Annotated in this window: 24 protein-coding genes; 15 read left to right on the top strand and 9 right to left on the bottom strand. The window is 66.7% G+C overall.

What is annotated here, in order from left to right:
- Positions 1-61 precede the first annotated feature (61 nt).
- Together acs and LQ953_RS03590 are read right to left on the bottom strand one after the other, a co-directional pair.
- Positions 62-2,002 carry an acetate--CoA ligase gene (gene acs / locus LQ953_RS03585; RefSeq protein ID WP_231029305.1) on the bottom strand — a complete coding sequence of 647 codons (1,941 nt, stop codon included), beginning with the start codon at positions 2,000-2,002 and terminating at the stop codon, positions 62-64.
- Between the two features lie 61 nt (positions 2,003-2,063).
- Positions 2,064-2,462: a hypothetical protein gene (locus tag LQ953_RS03590; protein ID WP_231029306.1), complete on the bottom strand. Its 399-nt coding sequence runs from the start codon at positions 2,460-2,462 to the stop codon at positions 2,064-2,066.
- Positions 2,463-2,593: 131 nt separating this feature from the next.
- Here LQ953_RS03590 and LQ953_RS03595 point away from each other — a divergent pair, with 131 nt between their 5' ends.
- Genes LQ953_RS03595 through LQ953_RS03610 form a run of 4 tightly spaced genes read left to right on the top strand, consistent with a single transcriptional unit; the run spans position 2,594 to position 7,444 of the window.
- Complete coding sequence (locus LQ953_RS03595; RefSeq protein WP_231029543.1) at positions 2,594-4,069, top strand: efflux transporter outer membrane subunit; 1,476 nt, start codon at positions 2,594-2,596, stop codon at positions 4,067-4,069.
- Positions 4,059-5,483 carry an efflux RND transporter periplasmic adaptor subunit gene (locus tag LQ953_RS03600; RefSeq protein WP_231029307.1) on the top strand — a complete coding sequence of 475 codons (1,425 nt, stop codon included), beginning with the start codon at positions 4,059-4,061 and terminating at the stop codon, positions 5,481-5,483. The genes LQ953_RS03595 and LQ953_RS03600 overlap by 11 nt, the downstream gene beginning before the upstream one ends.
- Entirely contained in the window at positions 5,473-6,189 is a 717-nt protein-coding gene (locus LQ953_RS03605; RefSeq protein ID WP_231029308.1) for an ABC transporter ATP-binding protein, read from the top strand. The genes LQ953_RS03600 and LQ953_RS03605 overlap by 11 nt, the downstream gene beginning before the upstream one ends.
- Positions 6,190-6,238: 49 nt before the next feature.
- Complete coding sequence (locus tag LQ953_RS03610; RefSeq protein ID WP_231029309.1) at positions 6,239-7,444, top strand: ABC transporter permease; 1,206 nt, start codon at positions 6,239-6,241, stop codon at positions 7,442-7,444.
- 67 nt (positions 7,445-7,511) lie between these two features.
- On the opposite strand, the gene LQ953_RS03615 is transcribed toward LQ953_RS03610, so the two are convergent.
- Together LQ953_RS03615 and LQ953_RS03620 are read right to left on the bottom strand one after the other, a co-directional pair.
- A complete protein-coding gene (locus LQ953_RS03615) occupies positions 7,512-8,093 on the bottom strand; it encodes a nucleotidyltransferase family protein (RefSeq protein ID WP_231029310.1) in 582 nt (193 codons plus the stop codon).
- Positions 8,080-8,994 carry an XdhC family protein gene (locus tag LQ953_RS03620; protein ID WP_231029311.1) on the bottom strand — a complete coding sequence of 305 codons (915 nt, stop codon included), beginning with the start codon at positions 8,992-8,994 and terminating at the stop codon, positions 8,080-8,082. Before LQ953_RS03620 ends, LQ953_RS03615 begins: the two co-directional genes overlap by 14 nt.
- 221 nt (positions 8,995-9,215) lie before the next feature.
- On the opposite strand from LQ953_RS03620, the gene LQ953_RS03625 reads away from it, so the two are divergent.
- Positions 9,216-9,497: a hypothetical protein gene (locus tag LQ953_RS03625; RefSeq protein ID WP_231029312.1), complete on the top strand. Its 282-nt coding sequence runs from the start codon at positions 9,216-9,218 to the stop codon at positions 9,495-9,497.
- A gap of 56 nt (positions 9,498-9,553) precedes the next feature.
- Entirely contained in the window at positions 9,554-10,426 is an 873-nt protein-coding gene (gene phhA, locus LQ953_RS03630; protein ID WP_231029313.1) for a phenylalanine 4-monooxygenase, read from the top strand.
- A 131-nt stretch (positions 10,427-10,557) separates the two neighbouring features.
- Here the strand turns inward: phhA and LQ953_RS03635 are convergent, their stop codons facing one another.
- Genes LQ953_RS03635 through LQ953_RS03650 form a run of 4 tightly spaced genes read right to left on the bottom strand, consistent with a single transcriptional unit; the run spans position 10,558 to position 14,922 of the window.
- The gene (locus LQ953_RS03635) at positions 10,558-11,517 is read right to left on the bottom strand and encodes a 50S ribosomal protein L11 methyltransferase (protein ID WP_231029314.1); all 960 of its coding nucleotides are present in this window, start codon (positions 11,515-11,517) and stop codon (positions 10,558-10,560) included.
- Positions 11,507-12,205 (bottom strand): SDR family NAD(P)-dependent oxidoreductase, encoded by a 699-nt coding sequence (locus tag LQ953_RS03640; protein ID WP_231029315.1) that lies wholly within the window; start codon positions 12,203-12,205, stop codon positions 11,507-11,509. Before LQ953_RS03640 ends, LQ953_RS03635 begins: the two co-directional genes overlap by 11 nt.
- Positions 12,206-12,243: 38 nt before the next feature.
- Positions 12,244-13,572 carry a methyl-accepting chemotaxis protein gene (locus LQ953_RS03645; RefSeq protein ID WP_231029544.1) on the bottom strand — a complete coding sequence of 443 codons (1,329 nt, stop codon included), beginning with the start codon at positions 13,570-13,572 and terminating at the stop codon, positions 12,244-12,246.
- A 42-nt stretch (positions 13,573-13,614) separates the two neighbouring features.
- Complete coding sequence (locus LQ953_RS03650) at positions 13,615-14,922, bottom strand: methyl-accepting chemotaxis protein (protein ID WP_231029316.1); 1,308 nt, start codon at positions 14,920-14,922, stop codon at positions 13,615-13,617.
- A gap of 222 nt (positions 14,923-15,144) precedes the next feature.
- Here LQ953_RS03650 and sdhC point away from each other — a divergent pair, with 222 nt between their 5' ends.
- From sdhC to LQ953_RS03675, 5 genes are all read left to right on the top strand, one after another.
- On the top strand, positions 15,145-15,567 hold the full coding sequence (gene sdhC, locus LQ953_RS03655; protein ID WP_269141283.1) for a succinate dehydrogenase, cytochrome b556 subunit: 423 nt from the start codon (positions 15,145-15,147) through the stop codon (positions 15,565-15,567).
- Complete coding sequence (gene sdhD / locus LQ953_RS03660; RefSeq protein ID WP_231029318.1) at positions 15,560-15,949, top strand: succinate dehydrogenase, hydrophobic membrane anchor protein; 390 nt, start codon at positions 15,560-15,562, stop codon at positions 15,947-15,949. Before sdhC ends, sdhD begins: the two co-directional genes overlap by 8 nt.
- Positions 15,949-17,763: a succinate dehydrogenase flavoprotein subunit gene (gene sdhA / locus LQ953_RS03665; protein WP_231029319.1), complete on the top strand. Its 1,815-nt coding sequence runs from the start codon at positions 15,949-15,951 to the stop codon at positions 17,761-17,763. Before sdhD ends, sdhA begins: the two co-directional genes overlap by 1 nt.
- A gap of 231 nt (positions 17,764-17,994) precedes the next feature.
- Positions 17,995-18,975 (top strand): C13 family peptidase, encoded by a 981-nt coding sequence (locus LQ953_RS03670; RefSeq protein ID WP_231029320.1) that lies wholly within the window; start codon positions 17,995-17,997, stop codon positions 18,973-18,975.
- Positions 18,976-19,022: 47 nt separating this feature from the next.
- Positions 19,023-19,643 (top strand): ATP-dependent Clp protease proteolytic subunit, encoded by a 621-nt coding sequence (locus LQ953_RS03675; RefSeq protein ID WP_231029321.1) that lies wholly within the window; start codon positions 19,023-19,025, stop codon positions 19,641-19,643.
- Between the two features lie 34 nt (positions 19,644-19,677).
- Here the strand turns inward: LQ953_RS03675 and LQ953_RS03680 are convergent, their stop codons facing one another.
- Positions 19,678-20,421 (bottom strand): SDR family NAD(P)-dependent oxidoreductase, encoded by a 744-nt coding sequence (locus LQ953_RS03680; protein WP_231029322.1) that lies wholly within the window; start codon positions 20,419-20,421, stop codon positions 19,678-19,680.
- Positions 20,422-20,548: 127 nt separating this feature from the next.
- On the opposite strand from LQ953_RS03680, the gene LQ953_RS03685 reads away from it, so the two are divergent.
- The 4 genes from LQ953_RS03685 to LQ953_RS03700 all read left to right on the top strand — a co-directional run bounded on the left by LQ953_RS03685 (position 20,549) and on the right by LQ953_RS03700 (position 24,801).
- On the top strand, positions 20,549-20,854 hold the full coding sequence (locus LQ953_RS03685) for an ArsR/SmtB family transcription factor (protein ID WP_231029323.1): 306 nt from the start codon (positions 20,549-20,551) through the stop codon (positions 20,852-20,854).
- 84 nt (positions 20,855-20,938) lie between these two features.
- Positions 20,939-21,721, top strand: a complete 783-nt coding sequence (locus LQ953_RS03690) for a succinate dehydrogenase iron-sulfur subunit (protein WP_231029324.1) — start codon at positions 20,939-20,941, stop codon at positions 21,719-21,721.
- Between the two features lie 15 nt (positions 21,722-21,736).
- Positions 21,737-22,849 (top strand): cell division protein ZapE, encoded by a 1,113-nt coding sequence (zapE, locus tag LQ953_RS03695; RefSeq protein WP_231029325.1) that lies wholly within the window; start codon positions 21,737-21,739, stop codon positions 22,847-22,849.
- 29 nt (positions 22,850-22,878) lie between these two features.
- Positions 22,879-24,801, top strand: coding sequence for a glycoside hydrolase family 2 protein (locus LQ953_RS03700; RefSeq protein ID WP_231029326.1), 1,923 nt, complete (start codon positions 22,879-22,881; stop codon positions 24,799-24,801).
- Positions 24,802-24,911 lie beyond the last annotated feature (110 nt).

Below are 24,911 nucleotides of genomic sequence, written 5' to 3' on the forward strand. Positions count from 1 at the left end.
AGCGCTCCGCAATCGCAATCTTTCCGTGTCCGTTGAAAGACTTAGGGCGGGGCGTCGCCGCTCAGCCACGCCCCTGGTACGCGTCTACCAGATAGTCGACCACCCCAGGATCCGCCAATGTGCTGGTATCCCCCAAATTGCTCACATCGCCCTCTGCGATCTTGCGCAAAATCCGCCGCATGATCTTCCCCGACCGCGTCTTGGGAAGCCCCGGCGCGAACTGCAAAGCATCGGGCGTCGCGATCGGCCCGATCTCCTTGCGGACCCAGTCACGCAGCTGCCCACGCAGTTCGTCGGACGCCTCTACCCCGGCGTTCAGCGTGACAAAGGCATAGATGCCCTGCCCCTTCACGTCGTGCGGCATCCCCACCACCGCAGCCTCGGCAACCTTGGGGTGCAGCACCAGCGCGGACTCGACTTCGGCAGTGCCCATGCGATGCCCCGACACGTTGATGACATCGTCGACGCGGCCGGTGATCCAGTAATAGCCATCCTCGTCGCGCCGGCACCCATCCCCGGTGAAGTACTTGCCTGGGTAGGTGCTGAAATAGGTCTGGAAGAAGCGGGCATGGTCGCCCCACACCGTGCGCATCTGCCCGGGCCAGCTCCGCGCGATCACCAGATTGCCCTCGGTCGCGCCGTGCAGCACGGTGCCCTGCGCATCCACGATCTGCGGATCCACGCCTGGGAACGGCAACGTCGCCGAACCCGGCTTCAGCGCGGTCGCGCCGGGCAGCGGCGTGATCAGGTGTCCGCCAGTCTCGGTTTGCCACCATGTGTCGACGATCGGGCAGCGCCCCTCGCCCACCACGTCATGGTACCAGCGCCACGCCTCAGGGTTGATCGGCTCGCCGACCGACCCAAGCACCTTCAGCGACGCGCGCGACGTGGCGGTGACATACTGGTCGCCTTCGCGCATCAGTGCCCGCAGCGCCGTCGGCGCGGTGTAGAGGATCTCGACCTTGTGCCGGTCGACGATCTGCCACATGCGTGACGCATCCGGCCAGGTCGGCACGCCTTCGAACATCAGCGTGGTGCCGCCATTCGATAGGGGGCCATAGACGATATAGCTGTGCCCGGTCACCCAGCCGACATCTGCCGCGCACCAATAGACCTGACCCGGCCGATAATCGAACACCAGCTCGTGCGTCAGGCTCGCCCACAGCAGATAGCCGCCGCTGGTATGGAGCACGCCCTTGGGCTTTCCGGTCGAACCCGAGGTGTAGAGGATGAACAGCGGATCCTCCGCGCCCATCGGCTCGGGCGGGCACTCGGCCGCCACATCGGCCGCCGCTTCATGGTACCAGACGTCGCGCCCTTCCTGCATCGGCACTTCGCCGCCGGTCGCGCGGATGACGATAACCGTCTCCATCGCTGGCGCCTGCGCGGCCGCCGCATCGACATTGGTCTTCAGCGGCACGCGCTTGCCGCCGCGCCGGCCTTCGTCCGCGGTGATCACCACCTTGCTGTCGCAATCGGTAATCCGCCCCGCCAACGCTTCAGGCGAGAATCCGCCAAACACCACCGAATGGACCGCGCCGATCCGCGCACAGGCCAGCAGCGCGAAGGCCGCTTCGGGGATCATCGGCAGATAGATCGTCACGCGATCGCCCTTGGCAACGCCCTGCGCCTTCAGCACGTTGGCGAAACGGCAAACCTCTTCGTGCAGCTGGCGATAGGTATAGCGCCGCGGTTCTTCCGCCGGCTCGTCCGGCTCCCAGATGATCGCAATTTCGTTGCCGCGCTTCGCCAGATGCCGGTCGATGCAATTGGCGGCAACGTTCAGCTTTCCATCGCCAAACCAGCGGATATGGAAATCATCCTCGTGGAACGACCAGTCGCCGGCGATCTCGGGCCGCTTGATCCAGTCCAGCCGCCGCGCCTGCTCCAGCCAGAAACTGCCGGGATCGGCGATGCTGCGGCCATATAGCCGGTCATATCCCGCCGCATCCACGCGAGCGCGCCGCGCCCATTCTTCGGATACAGGGTACAGGTCGGCCATGGCTTCATTCTCCTTGGCCCGGGTTCTAGGTCGAGGAACACGGCCTTCGCAAGCAAAGCGCTCAACGCGCCGGGTCGAGTCCAGGCGCATAGTGCTCAAACTCCGACCGATGGGCTGGCATCAGCCGCGAATGCCCGGCAATGCCCGCTACCTCGCACCGGACAAAGGTGGTGCTGCCCGCGGCAAGCTCCATGACAATAGGCTGCTTCAGGCGCTTCGACCCCGAAAGCAGCCGCGCGCCCGGTTCCGCATCATACACCGCATATTGGCTGCGCCCGAGTTCGGCGACGCGCTGGCCCACGCGTTCACGCTCGACATAGGCCGAGCAGCCCCGCCCGCCATAGGCGAAGGTTCCGGAGCGAAAGAACACCAGCCGGGCCTTGCCCGCAGGTGGCGGATCAAGCGGCGAGAGGTCTGCCTGCACTAGGGGCGTGATCAGCAGAGCCAACAGTGGCAGCAACAAAGCTGGTCTCCCTTCGATGCATTTGGGGAAGCTGCCGGACTTGCTGCGCAGGATCAATCCAGAAGGCTGCGACAATTTGCGACAACAATTCCATGGAACCGAATCGCGTGCGAACCATCTACCGAGCTATGGCTTATCGCCCCTTGGTCTCCCTTCTGGCGGTCGCCGTGCCGCTCGCCGCCTGTTCGGTCGATCGCGACTATCGCCCGCAGGGCGCGGCCGAGTTGGGCGTTCCGCAAAGCTTCTCGGTCGCCGCGGACCAGCGTGTGCGCGAAGACCTGACGCGGTGGTGGGAAAAGTTCGATGACCCGCAGCTGGCATCGCTCGTCCAGCGCGCTTCGGCGGCGAACCTCGACGTGGCGCAGGCCGTCACGCGCCTCCGCCAGGCGCGGGAGTCGCTGGTACAGGCCCGCGCCTCCCTGCTTCCCAGCCTTTCCACCTCGGGCGGCTATACCCGCAACCAGCCGCTGCGCGGCGGCAGCACGACCGTGACGCTGCCCGATGGAACGGTCACTTCCTTTTCGCGAGGGGCGAGCGACAACTTCTCGCTCGGCCTCGATGCGACCTACCAGCTCGACGTCTTCGGCGGCGTCCGGCGCGGCGTGGAGTCAGCGCAGGCGGGCTATGCCGCCGCGGGCTTTGACGTCGCCTCCGTGCTGATCTCGGTCGAGGCGGAAACCGCGCGCAATTATGTGCTGGCCCGTGCCGCGCAGGCCCAGCTCGCCAACGCTCGCTCCGCACTAGCCCTGCAGGACGACAATCTCCAGATTGCCCAGTGGCGCGTACAAGCCGGCCTCGTCTCAACACTCGATCAGGAACAGGCCCGCGCGCAGCGTGCCCAGACCGCCGCCACCATCCCCACGCTGGAGGCGAACTATAACGGCTTCGTCTCGCGGCTTGGCGTCCTGACTGGCCAGGCGCCCGGCGCGCTCAAGGCCGAGCTTGCCGCAGTGAAGCCCATCCCCAACGGCCCGCAAAGTGTCGCCGCCGGCATCCCCGCCGACGCGCTGCGTCAGCGCCCCGACCTTCGCGCCGCCGAACGTAACCTCGCCTCGGCCACCGCACAGATCGGCGTGGCCCAGGCCCAACTCTACCCGGCTTTCGCGATCGGCGGCAGCATCGACGCAGGCTCCGCCACGCTCAGCTCGCTGTTCGACGTGCTCACCGGCCGCCTCTTCGCCAATGTCGCGCAGACCATCTTCGACGCCGGCCGCAACCGCAGCCAGGTGCGCAGCGCCCGCGCGGCAGCAGACAGCGCCTTTCTCACCTACAAGCAAACCGTGCTCACCGCGCTCGAGGACATCGAGAACGCGATCGTTGCCCTGCAAACGGCGCAGCGCCGCGAAGCCGATTTCCGCGAGGCGCTGGACGCCGCGTCCAACCAGGCGATCCTCGCGCGCGTCCAGTACCGCTCGGGCCTCACCGATTTCACCACCCTCAATCAGGCCGAGAACCAGCTGCTCTCGGCACAGAACGGCCTCACCCAGGCCCGCTCCGACCAGTCCACGGCGCTGATCCAGCTCTACCTTGCGCTCGGCGGCGGCTGGGACGGCAGCACCACGCCTCAAGCCCTCACCACAGGCAGCACCGCCAATGGCAACTGATCCCAACCAGAACTTAAACGATTTTCTGGGCACGCCCGCCCGCCCCTGGTGGCGACGCTGGCTGAAATGGATCATCGTCGCGGTCGTCGTGGTGGGCCTCGCGCTCCTGCTTTCGCGCTGCGTGTTCGGCGGCGCGACCGAAACGCAATATTCGACCGAAGAAGCCGAGCGCGGCAACCTTACCGTCACCGTCTCAGCCACCGGCAAGCTCGCGCCCACCAACCAGGTGCAGGTCGGCTCCGAGCTCTCCGGCCTGATCGAGACCGTCAGCGTCGACGTCAACGACCGCGTCGTGAAGGGTCAGCCGCTCGCCGTGCTCGACACCTCACAGCTCGATGATGAAATCACTCAGGGCCGCGCCCAGCTCGGCGCCAACCAGGCGCAGGTCGCTCAGGCCCAGGCCACGGTCGCCGAAAGCCAGGCGCAACTGTCGCGCCTGCAGGAAGTCAGCCGCCTGTCGAGCGGTCGCGTGCCGGCCAAGGTCGAAATGGAGCAGGCCCGCGCCGCCGTTCAGCGCGCCATCGCGGCGCTCAAGGCTGCGCAAGCCCAGGTCGTCTCCGCCCGCGCCGCGCTCTCCTCCACCGAGACCCGCCGCTACAAGGCCGTCATCCGCTCGCCCGTCAACGGCGTGGTCCTCGCGCGCCAAATCGATGCCGGCCAGACCGTGGCGGCTTCGTTCAATACGCCCACCCTGTTCGTAATCGCCGAGGACTTGTCCGCCATGGAGCTTCAGGTCGCGATCGACGAAGCCGATGTCGGCTCGGTGAAGCAGGGTCAGATCGCCAGCTTCACGGTGGACGCCTTCCCCGGCAAGACCTTCCCCGCAACCATCACCCGCGTCGACCTCGGCTCCAACCTGTCCGCCCAAGCGGCGAGCGCCAGCACGACGGCGAGCACCGGCACCACCACGGGCCAGGTGGTGTCCTATGCCGCCACGCTCAGCGTCGCCAATGCCGACCAGCAGCTACGCCCGGGCATGACCGCAACGGCCGAGATCGTCACCCGCGCCAAGCCCAACGTCCTGCTGGTGCCGAACGCCGCGCTGCGCTTCACGCCGAGCGCGGCAGGCGAGGGTCCAGGCGCCAGCGGGGGTCGGGGCGGCATCGCCGGCGCGCTGACGCCGCGCCGGCCCCGCCGTGGCAACGACGCACAAAAGTCCGCCGGCGTAACCCGTGGCTCGGGGCAGACCGTGTATGTGCTGGGCGCCGAAAACCAGCCCCAGCCGATCCAGGTCACCATTGGCGACACCAACGGCACCGTCACCGAAATCACCGGCGGCGATCTGAAGCCGGGCATGAAGGTAATCACCGGCCAACTCGCCACCGGCGCCACCGGCCCACGAGGCGGCGGCGGTCAGCGGCGCCAGGGCGGCGGTGGCGGCGGCGCCGGTGGAGGAGGCCAGCGTGGCGGCTGATCCCATCATCCGCTTGCGCCGCGTGACCAAGGTCTATGGCGAAGGCCCCACGGCGTTTCAGGCGCTCAAGGGTGTCGACCTCGACATTGCGGCGGGGGACTTCGTGGCGGTGATGGGCCCGTCAGGCTCAGGCAAGTCGACGACAATGAACATCCTGGGCTGCCTCGACGTGCCCACAGGCGGCGAGTTCCTGTTCCGCGGCGTGCATGTGGAGCGACTGGGCCGCGACGAGCGCGCGCTGCTGCGCCGCAAATATCTCGGCTTCGTGTTCCAGGGGTTCAATCTGCTCGCCCGCACCAGCGCGCTGGAGAATGTAGAGCTTCCCCTGCTCTATCGCGGCGATCCGAAAAAGGAGCGCCGCGAAATGGCACTGGCCGCGCTCGACAAGGTCGGCCTCAAGGAATGGTGGGACCACACCCCGGCCGAACTCTCCGGCGGCCAGCAACAGCGCGTCGCCATTGCCCGCGCGATTGTCACCAACCCCGACGTACTGCTCGCCGACGAGCCCACCGGCAATCTCGATTCCGAACGCTCGGTGGAGATCATGCAGCTGCTGACCTCACTCAACCGAGAGAGCAACATCACCGTGCTGATGGTCACCCACGAACCCGACATGGCCGAGTTTGCCCGTACCCTGATTCACTTCAAGGACGGCCTGGTCGAACGCATCGACACTGCTCATCGCCCGGGCGAGGTGGTCGCGTGAGGCCCAAGCACCACCTAAAGCCCCTCCCTTCGGGGGAGAGGCTTTCCTGATGTTCGGCACCACCTTCCTCCTCGCGGTGCGCTCGATATTTCGGCACAAGCTGCGCTCGTTCCTGACCACGCTAGGCATCATCATCGGCGTCGCTGCGGTGGTGGCGATGGTCACGCTGGGCCAGGCCACGACCAAGGCCGCGCAGGCGCAGGTCGCCAGTCTCGGGACCAATATCCTCCAAATTCGCCCGGGCCAGGGCTTCGGCCGCGGCGGCGGCGGCCCGCGCCCGCCCGACTTCAAGCAGGAGGACGTTGACGCGGTCGCCCAGCAGGTGGCCGCCGTTACCGCCGTCGCGCCCCAAGCCCAGTCGACAGGCACCGTGATCTATCAGGGTGCGAACTGGTCTACGACGATCAACGGCACCACCAACGCCTTCTTCCGCGTCCAGCCCTGGCCGCTGGTCTCGGGCCGCACGTTCAACCGGCAGGAGGAGCAGGCCGGCAAGGCGGTCTGCATCATCGGCAACACCATCCGCACCAACCTCTTCCGCGGCGGCGAAGCGGTGGGTGAGCGCATGCGCGTCAACGGCATCTCGTGCGACATCATCGGCGTGCTGTCCACCCGCGGCCAAGGTGGCTTCGGCGATCAGGACGACGTCGTCATCATGCCGATCAAGCAGGTGCAGCGCCGCTTCACCGGCAATCGCGACATCCGCCTGATGCTGGTCGGCGTCGATCCCGCCTATGACGGGCAACAGGTCCAGGCATCGATCAGCCAGGTGCTGCGCGAACGCCGCCGCATCACGGGTGGCAAGGAAGACGATTTCAACATCTTCGACACCGCCCAGATCAGCCAGACGCTCACCGGCATCACCACCCTGCTGACCCAGATCGTTACCGCCGTCGCCGCGATCAGCCTGGTGGTCGGCGGCATCGGCATCATGAACATCATGCTGGTGTCGGTCACCGAACGCACGCGTGAGATCGGCATCCGCCTGGCGATCGGCGCGGTCGCGAGCGAAGTGCTGATGCAGTTCCTGATGGAGGCCGTGGTGCTGTCATGCCTGGGCGGGCTGGTGGGTCTGGTGGTCGCCCAGCTTGTGGTGCTCGGCCTCGCCCCGCTGATGCAAGTGGAGTTCATGTTCGAACCCCAGATCAACGTGATCGCCTTCCTGATCTCGGCGCTGATCGGCATCGTCTTCGGCTATTTCCCCGCTCGCCGCGCCGCCAGCCTCAACCCCATCGACGCGCTACGGCACGAATAGCAGAACGCAGAAATGCGCCCTCGTCATCCCGGCTCAAGGTCGGGGCAACAGGAGAAGAAACGCGGTGTCACCCGGCACGCAGCTCCCGCAACGCCTCCAGATCCGCCTGCGTATCAATGTCCACCAGTTCCGCCGGGCTGGTCACGACATGATGCCCGCCCTGGATCAGCTCCCGCCCCCCCTGGTCTCCCTTCAACTCCATCAGCGCCGCAAACCAGTCAGCCCCGAATAGCGCCGGTGGACAGGGCTTCACCCCATCACTCGACGCGACCAGCGTATCTGCCCCCTCGGACGCATCGAACAGGCGCAGCACATGCGCGGCGGTGACGCGCGGCATGTCCGCCAGCGCCACCAGTACGGCCTGCGCCCCCGCATCGCGCGCTGCCGCCACGCCCTGCGCCAGCGAGCGCGCCTGACCTAGGGAAGGATCAGGATTGCGGACCACCCGATACCCGCGCGCGGCAAAGTCGAGCACCGTGCCAGAGACCACGGCGAAGCGCATGCTGAACGGGATGTCCTCCAGTGCGGTCACGACATGGAAGCCCAGCGGTTTGCCCAAAAAGGGTTCGGCCAGCTTCTCGTAGACGCCGAAACGCTGCGACCGCCCCGCCGCCAGCAGCACCAGCGCGGTGCGCTCAGGCGACAGCATGGAAGCGCTTCACCATGGCGGCGGCGATCGACAGGGCGATTTCGGCAGGCCCGATCGCGCCGATACTGAGACCCGCCGGCCCCTCGATGCGCTCCAGGTCGGACGAGCCGAAGCCCGCGGCACTCAGCCGTTCCAGCCGAGCGGCGTGGCTGCGGCGCGATCCGAGCGCAGCGATATAGCCGGTCGAGTGGCGCAGCGCGGCGGCCAGGGCATCGTCGTCGATCTTGGGATCATGGCTCAGCGTGACCACCGCCGTCGCTGCGTCCGGCCTGAGCGCGGCCACCGCTTCATCGGGCCAGCGGTCGTCCAGCGTCACGCCCGCAAAGCGCTCCGGCGTCAGGAACCGCGCGCGAGGATCGACCACCGTGGTCGCGATGCCGAGTTCGCGGGCCAATCCGACGAGCGTCTGCGCGATCTGCACCGCGCCGACGATGATCAGCCGGCGCGGCGGATCATAGCGGTTGACGAAATTCCCCGCCGAGCCGGGTGCGCTGCGGCCGCTGGCGAAGTCGGTCGCGACGTCCAACGGCGTGCCAGCGGTGCGTGCGGCTTCGATCGCGTCGAACAGATCGGGAGGAAAGCCCTCCCTAGAAACGGGCTGAACCAGCACGGCAATCTCGCCGCCGCATGGCAGACCGACTTCCCAGGCAGCGTCATCGGCCACGCCGTAGCGCTTCACGACCGCCGGCGCGCCCGCGATCACGTCCGCAGCGGTCGCCAGGATATCGGTTTCGACGCAGCCGCCCGAGACCGACCCTTCGAACCTCCCATCCTCGTGCACCAGCATGTGGCTGCCGCGCGGCCGGGGTGCCGATCCCCAGGTGGAGACCACCGTGGCAAGCGCCATACGAGCGCCGCTCCAGGCACGCGCGGCCGCCAACACGCTGTCGTTATCCGCCACTGCCTCGCTCCCACTGCATCCGCGGCATAGCGCCCTACCCAAAGGCGAGTTCCGTGGCGAGATGGCGCAGCAGGGCGCCCGACGAAGCATGGCGCGGCGGACCCCGCGAACCGCTATTTCATCGGGCTTGGCGTGAGAGGCTTTTTCACCGATTATCCGCTATAAGGCGTATCCGCGCGCAGTTCCGCCATGGCTGCACGCCCATCGTGAAGGTGCCGTCCATGCGTAAACTGACCCTCCCCCTCCTGCTCGCGCTGCCGCTCCTGTCGGGCTGCATCGCCAAGACCGCCTGGGACGTCGCCACCCTGCCGGTGAAGGCGGGCAGCCAGGTGGTCGATTGGACCACCACCAGCCAGGAAGAGTCCGACCGCAACTACGGCCGCAAGATGCGCGAAAAGGAAGCGCGCGAGGGCAAGGAACGGCGCAAGCACGAGAAGGAATGCCGCAAGCGTCCCGAGACGTGCGAGAGCTATGACGGCTACCGCGCTTCCACGCCCGACTGATCGGCCGGCCGCCGGCACGCTTCCACCCGCGCCGGGCGCCATGCTATGCTGCCGTCATGGCAGACGAAACGCACGTATTGGACCGCCCGCCCGAGGGCGCATCGGCCGATTGGACGATCCCGCAGCGGTGGGATGCGTACACGCCCGAGGAACATGCCACCTGGGACACGCTGTTCGAGCGCCAGGCGAAGCTGCTGCCCGGCCGCGCGTCGAAGGCGTATCTGAAGGGCCTTGAGGCGCTAAAGCTTTCCGAGTCGGGCATTCCCAATTTCGAGGAACTGTCCGAACGGCTGATGAAGCTGACCGGCTGGCAGGTCATCGCGGTGCCCGGGCTGGTCCCGGACGACGTGTTCTTCGACCATATGGCGAACCGCCGGTTCGTGGCGGGCAACTTCATCCGGCGCCCCGACCAGCTCGACTATATCCAGGAACCCGATGTCTTCCACGACGTGTTCGGGCATGTGCCGATGCTCGCCGACCCAGTATTCGCCGACTATCTGGAGGCCTATGGCCGCGGCGGCAATCGGGCGCTGGAGCTCGGCGCGCTGAAGCAGCTTGGGCGGCTCTACTGGTACACCGTGGAATTCGGGCTGGTGCAGGAGGATGAAGGCCTGCGCATCTACGGGTCCGGCATCGTGTCGAGTTCGGCCGAGAGCCGCTTTGCGCTGGAGAGCGACAGCCCCAACCGCATCCGCTTCGACCTGCCGCGCGTCATGCGCACCGAGTATCGCATCGACGACTTCCAGCAGAACTACTTCGTGATCCCGAGCTTCGACGAACTGCTGCGCCTCACGATCGAGACCGACTTCGCGCCGCTCTATGGCGAGCTGTTGCAGATGCCGGACATCGCGGTCGCGGAGATCCTGCCGGAGGACGACGTGATCACACGCGGCACGCAGGAATACGCGCTGGGCAAGGCAAAGGGGTAAAGCATTCCCGTTAGCTGTTCCCCGGCGAGGCGGGGGCCCAGCTGCCAGGCAGCCGAGAGGACGGCCTACCCGCGCGGGGTTAGCCCGAAGCTGGGCCCCGGCCTTCGCCGGGGAACAGCTAGGGGCGCAGGTCAGATATCCAGCGCCCAGCCGTCGCGGCCCTTGGGGTTTGGCGGCGTATTCGGCACGTAGCGGGTGGCGCCAGCGGTCAGGCGCAGGATCGTCCAGTCCCCGCGACGGTCCATTTCTTCCAAGGTGCAACCGCATCCCTGGAACGCCGCCACCACTTGCTCGCGCTGCGTCTCCAGCAGTCCGGCGAGGACGATCGTGGCCCCCACGTCGGCGATCGCCGCCACCTCCGGCGCCATCGACACCAAAGGCCCGGCCAGAATGTTGGCGATCAGCAGGTCGTAGGGCGCGTGGGCGGTGATCGCGTCGTTGAGCGCGCCGTCTGCCACGATCAGCTCAATCGGCTTGATCCCGTTGCGCTCGCCATTCTCGCGGGTGACCTCGACGGCGTGCGGATCGATGTCCGTCGCGGTGACGGCAGCATTCGGCCACAGCTCGGCGGCGGCAAAGGCCAGCAGGCCGGTGCCGGTGCCGATATCGATCACCTTCGCGAAGTTCCGGTCGGCCATGCGGTCGAGCATGGCGAGGCACCCCGAGGTCGTCGCATGGTGCCCTGTGCCGAACGCGCGTCCGGCGTCGATCAGGAACGCGCGCCCGCCCGCGGGCGGCTCGACCGGGTGGGCGCTGGTGTGCACCACGAACCGGCCCTCGCGGATCGGCTCAAGCCCTTCCTGGCTGAGCGCCACCCAATCTTCCGGCGAAAGTGCCACGATCTCCGGCGGCACGTCGCCCGCGCTCGGCACCAGCGCCCGCAGCGCAGCCAGCATCGCGGCGTCCGGTTCGGCATCGGTATAGGCGTCCAGGCGCCACCGCTCCCGGTCGTCCTCCACTTCCTCGGTCGTCATCAGCACCGCGTCGAGCGGCACTTCGGCAGCGTCGATCGCCTCGGCCTCTGCACGGGTGCAAGGGAAGCTGGTGCGCCAACTGTCGGGCTGCGCTGTCGCCGAGAGCTCAACGGACATAGCTGGCTCCATTGGCGTCGAGCACGGCGCCGGTCATCGAGGGCGGCGCCTGCAACGCACAGAAGCGGGCCAGTACGGCGATCTCCTCGGGCGCGGCAACGCGTCCGAGCGGGATGTCCGCCAGCAGCTTGTCGCCGCCACGGCTCGCCAGATAGTCTTCGGCCATGCCCGTCATGGTGAAGCCGGGGCAGATCGCGAAGGCGAGGATGCCCTGTGCGGCATAGCCACGCGCGATCGACTTGGTCATCGCGACCATGCCGGCCTTGGACGCCGCATAGTGCCAATGCGCCGGGCTGTCGCCGCGATAGGCCGCGCGGCTGGCGACGTTGACGATGCGGCCGGGCCGCCCCTCCGCCTGCCAATGGCGAACGGCCAGCCGGCACAATTCGGCCGAAGCGGTCAGGTTGATCCGCATGGTGCGATCCCACCCGGCCACCCAATCGTCATGGTCGAGGTCCAGCGGGTTGCTTTCGAACACGCCGGCATTGTTGATCAGAACGTCGATGCGCCCGTCCAGCGCCGACAACGCCTTTTCCCACAACGCCCGGGGCGCTGCGGCATCGGAGAAGTCGGCGGGAATGCCGCTGGTGGTGCCATGGCCGATAAGCCGCAGGCCGTCACCCGTAAGGCTTTGCGCGATAGCGGCGCCGATGCCTCGGCTGCTGCCGGTGAGCAGGATGTTCGTCATCCGCCTGCCCTAGCCGCAAGGCCGGGCAGGCGGAAGCGTCAGGCCTCGACCGAGGTCGAAAAACTATCGGCGGCGTCGCGCAACTGGACCAGGCGGTCGTCGACCTCCGCCACGTCGCGCTGAAGCGTGTCGATCTCTGACGTGACCGTCTTGGTATCCTCACGGATCGCGCCGATGGTCGCCGACATCGAATCCGCGGCAAGCGCAGTCTCGTCCACCGCCGCAGTGATGGCCGTCACCGTCTGCGCCTGCACTTCCATCGCGGTGCGGATGCGATTGGCGCTCTCCTGCACTTCGGTCACGGTTGAGCGGATCGAGGCATTGGTGTCCACGGTGGAACGCGTCGCGGACTGGATCGCGGCGATCTTGGCGGCGATATCGTCGGTGGCGCGTGCGGTCTGGTTGGCGAGGCTCTTCACTTCCTGCGCCACGACCGCGAAGCCGCGGCCGGCGTCCCCAGCACGCGCCGCTTCAATGGTTGCGTTGAGCGCCAGCAAATTGGTCTGGCCGGCGATGTCGCGGATCAGCCCCAGAATCGACTCGATTGATTTGGCGTGCTCGCTCAACGTCTCCGACATGCCGACGGCGGCGCCGGCCTGGCTCGAAGCGCGCGTGGCGATGTCGGCTGCGGCCTCGACTTCGGTGCGCGCATCCTCGATCGCGCGGATCAGGCCGGCTGCCGTCTGCGCAGCTTCGCGCATCGCCACCGCCGACTGTTCGGCGGCTGCGGCGACTTCCGACGCCTTGCCCAACATGCCGCGCGCCGAACTCGATGCGCCCTGCGCCTGCACGCGGATGCGGTTCCCGGCCTCGGTGGCGCTCAGGATCGAATTGCCGATAAGGTCGCGGAACTCGGTCGAGCGCTCGCGGCGCTTGCTGATGCTCCGCTCGGCACCCAGCATGCCGACATGCATCGCCATCAGGTTGGTCTCGACCAGCCCGATGCGGCTGACCGTGTCGCACAGGCGGCGGAGCCGGTCGGGGTCGTCGCCGACCTTTTCGGCCAGGGTCGCCATAGTGAGGCTGGCGGTGTTCGCGAAGCCGGCCAGCATTGTGTAAGCCGGCACCCGCATGCGGTATGCATAGTCCGCATGGTAGAGCGCCATCTGCATCCATTCATCGCTGAACGGCTGCTCGAAGCGCACCCGGCTGTACCGCGCGCTCAGGGCACGAAGCGCGCTAAGGCGCTGTTCGTCGAAGCCGTCGCGAAGATTGCGGAAGAAGGGCTGTTCCAGGAAGTGCGTCCAGAAACCCTCGGCGATGCGCTCGTGATCGTCGGCAAGCAGCTGCGCGATCTCGGCGCAGCCCTTCGTGATCGCCCCATCCCAGTCATAGTCGGCGACGGTACCGATCGTGTTGCGCCCCATCTCCAAGGCAGCTTGATTGTCGAACACCCGTTCTCTCCCCCCTCAGGCCGCGACTTTGGCGATGATGTCGCCCGCGCTGCCCTTTAACGTTTCCAGTTGCGCATACAGCGCAGCGAAGCCCTGCCCCACCCGATCGATCTTCGAAGCGACGGACTCGGTATCCTCCCGGATGGCGCCGATGGTCGCGGACATGGAATCGGCTGCCAGGGCGGTCTCGTCGACCGCCGCGGTGATCGCGGTGACCGTTTGCGCCTGCACTTCCATTGCCGCGCGGATGCGCTGGGCGCTGTCCTGAACTTCGGTGACGGTCGAGCGGATCGAGGCGTTGGTCTCCACGGTCGAGCGGGTTGCCGACTGAATGGCTGCAATCTTGGCGGCGATGTCATCGGTGGCGCGCGCGGTCTGACTGGCGAGGCTCTTCACTTCCTGTGCCACCACCGCGAAGCCGCGGCCGGCGTCCCCTGCGCGTGCCGCTTCGATGGTGGCGTTGAGCGCCAGCAAATTGGTCTGGCCGGCGATGTCGCGGATGAGGCCCAGGATCGATTCAATCGACTTGGCGTGATCACTCAGGGTCTCGGACATGCCGACGGCGGCGCCGGCCTGGCTCGAAGCGCGGGTCGCGATGTCGGCGGCGGCCTCGACTTCATTGCGGGCCTCCTCGATCGCGCGGATCAGACCGGCGGCGGTTTGGGCGGCTTCGCGCATGGCCACTGCCGACTGCTCGGCGGCCGCGGCGACTTCGGATGCCTTGCCCAGCATGCCGCGCGCCGAGGCGGAGGTCTGCACGGCCTGGGCCCGGAGCTGCTCGCCTTCGCGCGAAGCCTCCTCGACGGTCGCGCCGATCGAGTCGCGCAGATCGGCGGCAAGCCGCTCGCGCGCGAAATGGGTGCCGTGACCGCGGTATGAATTGTGAATTTCGACGGAAATGTCGGCTTGAAGCGCCGACAGCCGCATCAGCGTGTCGATCAGCTCGGCGGCGCGGGTGTCGTGCGGGTCCAGATGGCGCAGCAAGATTTGCAGGGCGGCGCGGTCGCCTGCGCTGATCATCGACAGCAGCGCCATTGGCTGGACGCCGGCGGCAAATGCCTGGGCGACATGCGCCGCGGCACCCTCGACCCAGACCGGCCCGCCCACGTCCAGAAGCCGGTCGCGCTGGAACACGATGCCTGCGTCGATCATGTCCTCGATATTACCAGGCGCCCAGCCGCGGTTTCCGGCGGCGCAAAGCTGCCATTGCCGGCAATAGGCTTCGGACACCGCGCGGATCTCGGGCGCGAGCACTTCCCACAGCGCCTTGGCCGACTCCGGCAGCGAGCCTTCGGGATCGAACACGCGCAAACGCGAACGCAAGTCGATCCTAGCGCTCGTCGTGCCCGGTGCCGGAAGGTCTTCAATCGATAACACGGTACGCACAGTCCTCTTGCACGGCCCCCGAGGAAGCGGCCCGCCTGGCCTTCCTTATGGAGATGAAGTGGTTAAGGCGCGGTTAGTCAGCCGGGCGCGCCGCGCATGCGTGCTTGCATCCCGTGCCCGCCGGATTAAGGAAGCGCCGTCGACCCGAAAGGAATACCCTTGGCCAACGTCCGCAATACGGCGCGCCCATTATCGCCGCACCTCTCGATCTGGAAATGGGGACCGCACATGGCGGTTTCGATCGTCCACCGCGCCACGGGCAGCGGCATGGCGACGGTCGGCACCATCCTGTTCGTGTGGTGGTTGAGCGCGATGGCATCGGGCCCGGCAGCCTATGCGTCGTTCGTGGACCTGTTCACGCTGGACTCGGGCAAGCTGAACGTGGCGGGCTATATCTTCGGCATCGGACTGACGCTTTCCTTCTTCCAGCACATGGCGTCGGGCGTGCGGCACTTGTTCATGGACGCCGGCGCGGCGTTCGAGCTGGGCGTCAACAAGCGCTCGGCACTGGCCACCTTCGTGGTCGCGATCGTCCTCACCATCGCCTTCTGGGCCGTCATCGTGGAGAAGAACCTTGGGTAACGGCACGCAACTCGGCCGCGTCCGCGGCCTGGGCTCCGCGCACGAAGGCGCCGACGACTGGTGGCACCACAAGCTGAGCGCGGGGTCGAACCTGATCCTGGTGCTGTGGTTCCTGGTCTCGATCGCGCTGCTGCCGGACTATGACTATGCCACGCTCACCGGCTGGATCGCCGAGCCCCTGGTCGCGGTGCCGCTGATCCTGCTGGTCGTCAGCGTGTTCTATCACTTCCATCACGGCCTGACCGTCGTGATCGAGGATTATCAGCACGACCACACCCGCTTCGTGCTGCTGGCCCTGCTGAAGTATTTCACCATCGCGACGGCCTCGCTCGCGATCTTCTCGATCCTCAAGGTGGCCTTCACGGCCGGAGCGGCGCTGTAATGCCGAGTGCATACAAGATCATCGACCATACCTATGACGCGGTCGTCGTCGGCGCCGGCGGCGCGGGCCTGCGCGCCACCATGGGTATCGCCGAAAGCGGGCTGAAGACCGCCTGCATCACCAAGGTGTTCCCGACCCGCAGCCACACTGTGGCGGCGCAGGGCGGCATCGCCGCCAGCCTGGGCAACATGGGCCCGGATCACTGGACCTGGCACATGTACGACACGGTCAAGGGCTCCGACTGGCTCGGCGACCAGGACGCGATCGAGTATCTGACGCGCGAGGCACCCGCCGCCGTCTACGAGCTCGAGCACGCCGGCATGCCCTTCAGCCGCACGGCCGAAGGCAAGATCTATCAGCGCCCGTTCGGCGGCATGATGCAGAACATGGGCGCCGGCCCGCCCGCGCAGCGCACCTGCGCCGCGGCCGACCGTACCGGCCACGCCATGCTCCACACGCTGTACCAGCAGAGCCTGAAGTACGACGCCGACTTCTTCATCGAGTATTTCGCGCTCGACCTGATCATGGAGGATGGCCCGAACGGCAAGGTGTGCCGCGGCGTCATCGCGCTGTGCATGGAAGACGGTTCGATCCACCGCTTCCGTTCGCACGCCGTCGTGCTGGCGACGGGCGGCTATGGCCGCGTCTATCAGTCGGCCACCTCGGCACACACCTGCACTGGCGACGGCAATGCGATGGTGCTGCGCGCCGGCCTGCCGCTCCAGGACATGGAGTTCGTCCAGTTCCACCCGACCGGCATCTACGGCGCGGGCGTGCTGATCACCGAGGGTGCGCGCGGCGAAGGCGGATACCTGACCAACTCGGAAGGCGAGCGCTTCATGGAGCGCTATGCCCCCTCCGCGAAGGACCTCGCCAGCCGTGACGTCGTCTCGCGCTCGATGGCGATGGAGATTCGTGAAGGCCGCGGCGTGGGCAAGGAGAAGGATCATATCTACCTTCACCTCAACCATATCGACGCCAAGGTGCTGCACGAGCGCCTGCCCGGCATAACCGAAACCGGCAAGATCTTCGCCGGCGTCGACCTAACCCGCCAGCCGCTGCCGGTGGTCCCGACCGTCCACTATAATATGGGCGGCATCCCGACCAATTATCACGGCGAAGTCGTAACCCTTGGCGCCGATGGCCCGGACACGGTTGTCCCCGGCCTGTTCGCGGTCGGCGAAGCGGCCTGCGTGTCGGTGCACGGCGCCAACCGCCTGGGCTCGAACTCCCTGATCGATCTGGTGGTGTTCGGCCGCGCGACCGGCAAGCGCATTTCCGAGATCGTCAAGCCGAACACGTCGCACAACCCGCTGCCGCAGGGCTCGGAAGAACTGGCGCTCGGCCGGCTCGACCATTTCCGCTACGCCGCCGGCGCGACCCCAACTTCTGCAATCCGCCGCGACATGCAGAAGACGATGCAGCGCCACTGCGCCGTGTTCCGCACCGACGAGCTGATGCGCGAGGGCATCCAGCACATGGACCAGGTCTATGCGTCGATGCAGGATGTGGGCGTCAATGACCGTTCGCTGATCTGGAACACCGACCTGATCGAGACGCTCGAGCTCGACAATCTGCTCGGCCAGGCGCAGGTGACGATCCGTTCGGCGGTGAACCGCAAGGAAAGCCGCGGCGCGCACATGCACGAGGACTTCCCGGACCGTCACGACGACGAGTGGATGAAGCACACCGTCTATTGGTTCGATGGCTGGGGCGGCAAGGGTGGCGAGAGCCGCATCGATTACCGCCCGGTCCACGAATATACGCTGACCGACGACATCGCGTATATCGAACCGAAGAAGCGCGTATACTGATCTGCACGGGGGAGCAGTCTTCCTCTAGGCCTAAATGAAGAGGCTCGCTTTCGATCGGGAAGCGAGCCTTTTCTTTGTCTCGCCGACGTAGTTTGAGAGACATCGACTTGACCGGGCTGTGTCGCTTGGGGTGACTACCCCTCCCCCTTCGGTGAGGATTAGCCCCTGCTCGGCTTGACTTGATTCCAGCCGCAGTCAGACTGCCCCCGTTCGACGAGCGGGGGCAGTCCGATGCGCTTTTCTCTTCTTGCACGCATTGCCGCGACGGCGGCGCTGAGCGCGTTCGCGCTGCCCGCCACCGCACAGACCGCCCACAGTAAGGATTGGCCGCCGCTGCTCGGCTCCACGCCGGCAGAGATTGGGGAGTCGCTGAAGCAGGGACCGCAGCTCGAACGCGGCCGTTCGGCCAAATGGCTGCTCGCCGAGCATCGCAAGCTGGACACCGCGCTCGGCACCCTGGCCCCGCAGCGCAAAGCCCTGGTGGACGCCTATGTCGTCTCGGTCGCCCTCGACAGCGACGCCGTGTTCGGCCGCGAGGCGCGCGAAGCGGGAAAGGTCCTGTCGCGTCGTTTCGACGCGGTCGGCCGCACGCTGGTGCTTGCGGGAAGCACCGGAACCGCCGGTGACAACCTCCCGCATGGCAGCCTGGACTCGCTCACCCTCGCGCTCGCCCGCGTCGCGGAACTGATGGACAAGGATCAGGACGTGCTGGTGCTCTATACCACCAGCCATGGCGCCCAGGTCGGGCTCGCCTATCACGACGGCGACCAGGGCTATGGCGTGCTCTCCCCTGCCCGCTTCGGGGCCATCCTCGACGAACTCGGCATCCGCAATCGCGTGCTGATCCTGTCGGCCTGCTATTCGGGCATCTTCGTGCCGATGCTCGCCAGCCCGGACACGGCGCTCCTCACTGCCGCTTCTTCGGAGCGCACCTCCTTTGGCTGCCAGGCCGAGAATGACTGGACCTTCTTCGGCGACGCGCTGATCAACCGTGCCTTTCGCAAGCCGCAGCCTCTGGAGGCCGCGAGCGCGGAAGCGCGCGACACGATCGGCGAGTGGGAAATGGCCAGCCGCCTTACCCCGTCCAATCCGCAGGTCGCGATCGGCAGCCGCGTGGCGCGTTGGCTAAAGCCATTGGAAGCGCGCATGCCCGGCAGCGCCAGCGCACCGACAGGCCGCCCGGCGGCCGAAGCAATCAAGGCGGGTAACTAATTGGCGCCAATAAGGAACCCATGGTCCCCGGGGCGGGTTGCGCTGCCATGACCGATCCTCAGCAGCCCAGCACCCCGACGCCCGCTCCCCAGGATGCCGAGGCAACCAGCCGGGCGACACGCTATCCGCTACTCGCACTGCCGCAGGTCGTGCTTCACGGCCCCGTCGATCACGACATGTACGCCAATTTCCGGCAGCAGCTGATCAATGCGCCAGCCGACGGGCCCCTGGTCGTATCGGTATCGACGCTTGGCGGCGACCCCGAAGTCGCCCGACTGATGGGCGACGAGCTTCGGCTGCTGCGCGAATATACCGGCCGGGAGACGCTGTTCCTGGGCAAGGTCGCCGTCTATTCCGCCGGCGCCACCTTCATGTCGAGCTTCCCGGTAGACAAGCGTTTCCTAACCCGCGGCACCCGTATCATGATCCACGAACGGATCATCAGCAAGACGGTCACGATCCAAGGGCCGCTCAAGACCGTGATCGCTGGCCTCCAGGCCAATCTCCACGAGATCGAGCACTCGATCCGGATAGAGGAAGAGGGCTTCCGCGACCTGATCGCCGGCTCCAAGATCGCGTTCGAGGAGGTGCAGAAGCGCGCGCCCTCCAACTGGTATATCGAGGCGGAGGAAGCGCGTGACCTCGGCCTCGTGCTCGACGTCATCTGATCAAATCCTCCCCCTTTCGGGGGAGGACCGAGCGTCAGACGAACGCGCCGCCGCTCACATCGATGGTCGTGCCGGTGATGTAGGTCGCATCGTCGCTGGCCAGGAACGACGCCACGCCGGCGATTTCCTCGGGCCGGCCATAGCGCTTGAGCGCGACCATGCTCCGTATCACCTCGGCGAACTCGGTGTCGGCCGGGTTCATGTCGGTGTCGACGGGCCCAGGCTGGATCGCGTTCACCAGGATGCCGCGTGGCGCCAGATCGTGTGCCCAGGTGCGGGCGAACATGGAAACCGCTGCCTTGCTCGCCGCATAGACGCTGTTGCCGGCAAATCCGGCGGTATCGGCCGAGACCGAGCTTACCAGGATGACGCGGCTGCCGTCGCCCAGGTGCGGCAGTGCCGCCGCGGTGCCAGCCAGCACGCCCTCGACATTCACCCCGAAGATGCGGTCATACACCTCCAGCGCCTCGGGCCCCACCGGGGCGAAGGTCGCGACGCCGGCATTGTGGACCAGGATATCGATCCCGCCCAGCGTGGCGGCAGCCTCGTCCACCGATCGCTGGACGGCCGCCTTGTCGGCCGCATCCGCCTGGATCGCCTTGCCCTTCACGCCCTCGGCCTCGATCGCCGCGACGGTCGCGTTCGCGCCCTCATGGTTGCCGGCGTAGGTGATGACGACGTCGGCGCCGTCCGCCGCCAGCCGCCTGGCAATCGCCGCGCCGATTCCGCGCGATCCGCCGGTCACCAACGCGCGCTTGCCTGCCAGTTTCTTCGACATGATTTCAATCTCCGCTCCCCAGCCGGTCAGGTGCCGGCCGCCGGGACGGACGCTGATCTGGGATGCAAAATGGATAGTTCAATATTCCCGAACTATGGAATCAGCTGAGCTGCCCTATATCGGCGGAATGGATCGCCTGGTGCACCCCGATCTCAAGGATGTGAGCCTTGCCGCCGCGCTCCACGCGCTCGCCGATCCCGTGCGCCTGGATATCATTTCCCGGCTGGTCGCCTGTCCTTCCCTCAATGCCAGCACCGCCTGCGTCGACGGCACGCCCAAGAGCACCATCTCCAATCATTTGAACGTACTTCGCGCCGCCGGGCTGGTGGAGACCAGCGTCGAGGGCCGCGAGCGCATCAATCGCCTTCGCTGCGAGGATTTCAACGCCCGCTTTCCGGGCCTTCTTCCCGCGGTGCTCGCCAACAAAGCCTGAGCTTTGCGTGCCCTATGGGGTTGCACTGCGGATGCGAAAGGCATAGCCCGCCCTCAAATATCGTTTGTCCAAGGATTCAACGGAATGGCCGAGTTTCGCCTGCCCAAGAACAGCCGCATCACCAAGGGCAAGGTGCACAAGGCGGACGCCGCCGCCGCGCGCGTCAAGAAGTTCAAGATCTATCGCTATGATCCCGACTCGGGCGAGAACCCGCGCTACGACACGTTCGAGGTCGATCTCGACGATTGCGGCCCGATGGTCCTCGACGCGCTGATCAAGATCAAGGGCGAGCAGGACAGCTCGCTCACCTTCCGCCGTTCGTGCCGTGAAGGCATTTGCGGGTCGTGTTCGATGAACATGGACGGCCGCAACGGCCTGGCCTGCACCACTGCGATCGAGGACATCAAGGGCGAGATCCAGATCACGCCGCTGCCGCACATGGACGTGATCAAGGACCTGGTGCCCGATTTCACGCACTTCTATGCGCAGTACAACTCAATCAAGCCGTGGCTGCAAACCGTCACCACGACGCCTTCGGGCAAGGAGCGCCTCCAGACCCCGGAACAGCGCGACAAGCTGGACGGCCTGTACGAGTGCATCCTGTGCGCGTGCTGCTCGACCTCGTGCCCCAGCTATTGGTGGAACAGCGACAAGTTCCTGGGTCCTGCGATCCTGCTCCAGGCCTATCGCTGGCTGGCCGACTCGCGCGACGAGATGACCGGCGAGCGCCTCGACCAGCTGGAGGATCCCTTCCGTCTGTATCGCTGCCACACGATCATGAACTGCGCGAACGTGTGCCCCAAGGGCTTGAGCCCCGCCAAGGCGATCGCCGAGATCAAGAAGATGGAAGCCGAGCGCGCGCTCTGAGCGCCGCCTGACACCTTGAGCAAAGTCCTAGCCCGCTATCGGGAGCTCGTCGCCGCCGGCGAACTCCGCGCCGATCCCGAGCAGCAATCGGCCGCCGAACGGCTGGACCGGTTGGCGCAGGAACTCGAAGCAGGTCCCCGCAAGGGAAGCGTGCTGTGGCGCCTGGCCGGGCGCAAGCCGGAGCCGCCGCGCGGCCTGTATCTGTGGGGCGGCGTCGGGCGTGGCAAATCGATGCTGATGGACCTGTTCACCGATTGCGTGGACATCCGCCGCAAGCGCCGGGTCCATTTCCACGAATTCATGATCGAGGTGCATGCGCGCCTGAACGTCGAGCGGCAGAAAGACACGCCCGACCCTGTCGTCGCAGTCGCCGACGCGCTGGCCGACGATATCCGCCTGCTCGCGTTCGACGAGATGGTGGTGAACAATCCGCCCGACGCGATGATCCTGTCGCGGCTGTTCACCGAGATGATGCGCCACGGCCTGACCGTCGTCGCTACCTCCAACCGGCCCCCGCGCGACCTCTACAAGGACGGGCTGAATCGCGACCTGTTCCTGCCGTTCATCGACCTGATCGAGGCGCGCATGGACGTGCTGACGCTGAACGGCCCGGTGGATTACCGCCTCAACCGCCTGGGCAAGATGCGCACTTGGCTGGTGCCCAATGGGCCGGAGGCGACTGCAGAGCTGTCGGCCGCTTTTTTCCGCCTGACCGACTACCCCCCCGAGGACCGCGCGCATGTTCCCTCGGCCGAGATCCCCGTCTCGGGCGGGCGCAGCCTGCACGTGCCCAAGTGCCTGAAGGGTGTGGCAGTCTTCTCGTTCAAGCGGCTGTGCGGCGAAGCGCGCGGCGCATCCGATTATCTCGCCATAGCCCGGCGCTTTCACACCGTGATCCTCGTCGGCATCCCGCGCCTGGGGCCCGAGAACCGCAACGAAGCCGCTCGGTTTGTCACGTTGGTGGACGCGCTGTACGAGAACCGGGTGAAGTTGCTCGCCGCCGCCGACGCGGAGCCCGACCAGCTCTACATCGCTGGCGATGGCGCGTTCGAGTTCGAACGCACAGCCTCCCGCCTGCAGGAGATGCGGTCGGACAGCTACCTGGCCGAGGGGCACGGCGCGCACTAAGCGTCTCGGCACAATCAACAGGAGATCGCATGTTGCAGCGTATGTTCCGGCTGATCCTTGGGGTGGTTGCGGTCGCGACCGGGTCCGCCGCCGCGGCACAGTCCAAGCCGCCCCGCCCGGCGCTGGTCGCCGCCGACATGCGCGAGCATCGTAGCCTGGATGGCGCGTGGCGCTGGTCGATCGATCCGTATCGTGACGGCTTTGCCGGGTTCCATGGCGGCGAGCCGGGCCCGAGCAGCCGCCGCTGGCAGGACCGCACCATCGCCGACGTCGAACGCGCCGAGCCGCGCGCCTTGTTCGAGTTCGACTTGCAGCGCTCGCCCATTGCCCAGCTTCCGGGCTCCTGGATCGGCCACGCGCCCGAAATGCGCCTCTATCAGGGGCTGGTCTGGTATCAGCGCAACTTCGAGGTAGCCGCGCCAAAGTCGGGACAGCGCACGATGCTGCGCTTCGGCGCGGCCGATCATGCCGCGCGCGTCTATCTGAACGGCAAGGAGGTCGGGCGGCATTCGGGCGGCTTCACGCCCTTCGCGTTTGACGTGACCAAGGCGCTCAAGGCGGGCACCAACCAGATCACTGTGGCCGTCGATTCGCAGCGCACCGATGCCGATGTGCCGCCGCCCGTCACGGACTGGGAGACCTATGGCGGCATCACTCGCTCGGTGACCCTGGTCACCGTGCCCGACACCTATGTCGACGATGCCTGGGTGCGCCTGACCAATGACGGCCGCATCGCCGCGACCATCCGCCTAGATGGCCTTAATCAGGCAGGCCGCACCGTCCGCGTCCGCATCCCCGCCCTCGATCTCGAATTCGAAGGCACCACCGATGCGCGCGGCATCTGGAACGGCAGCGCCCCCGCCCCCAAGACCCTCAAACGCTGGTCGCCCGAGGCTCCCACCCTCTACGACACGCTCGTCGAAGCCGGCCCGGATACTCTCACCGACAAAATCGGTTTCCGCACGATCGAAGTCCGCGGCGACGAGATCCTGCTTAACGGCCACTCGATCTTCCTGCGCGGCATTTCGATGCACGAAGAGGAACTGGGCAAGAACCCGGTGCGCGCGATGACGCCCGCCGCGGCCCGCGCGCTGCTGACCGAGATCAAGCAAGGCTTGAATGGCAACTTCGTCCGGCTCGCCCATTACCCGCACAGCGAAGTGGTCACCCGCCTGGCAGACGAGATGGGCCTGCTCGTGTGGAGCGAAGTGCCGCTCTATTGGCGAGTCGCCTGGGACAACCCGGAAACGCTCGCCGCCGCGCGGACGATGATGGCGGAGAACATCACCCGCGACCGCAACCGCGCCTCGATCATCCTGTGGAGCGTCGCCAATGAAACGCCGGTTGGCGAGGCGCGCAACAAGTTCCTGCGCACCCTGATCGGCGACGTTCGCGCGCTGGACGACAGCCGGCTGGTAACCGCCGCGCTGCTCAGCCGGCGCGAGGGCGACGTATCGACCATCGACGATCCGCTGATCCCCGACCTCGATGTGCTGGCCATTAATACGTACAACGGCTGGTACACCGACGATCGACTAGCCAAGCTGCCGAACATCAGCTGGCGCTCCCCTGCGACCAAGCCGCTCATCTTCTCCGAATTTGGCGCCGACGCGCTGGCCGGTTATCGCGATGGCGGCGCCGACCCGCACAAGTTCAGCGAGGAGTATCAGGCCGAATATTACCGCCGCACGCTGGAAATGGCGGCCAAGGTACCGTTCCTGCGCGGCATGAGCCCATGGATCCTCAAGGACTTCCGCTCGCCGCGCCGGCAGCATCCGGTTTATCAGCAAGGCTGGAACCGCAAGGGCCTGATCTCGGAGACCGGCGCGCGCAAACAGGCGTTCGATGTGCTGGCCGAAGACTATCGTCGCCGCGCTGAGACAAGCGCCAAACAGGCAGCGCAGCGTGGAGAGAAGTCGGAGGATGCGCGCAAGGGCACGTCCTTCCCCTGAGGGTCCGCAGGGTCGAGGCCAAGGCGCGGTCGTGCGGACCCTGCGCGGGTCTCAGACGTTGAACGCACGCAAACAGCCCCGCGCCATCGATCCTTCTGGCGCGGCGGAGC

This window comes from Sphingomonas sp. IC-56 (assembly GCF_021043375.1).
Lineage (GTDB): Bacteria > Pseudomonadota > Alphaproteobacteria > Sphingomonadales > Sphingomonadaceae > Sphingomonas.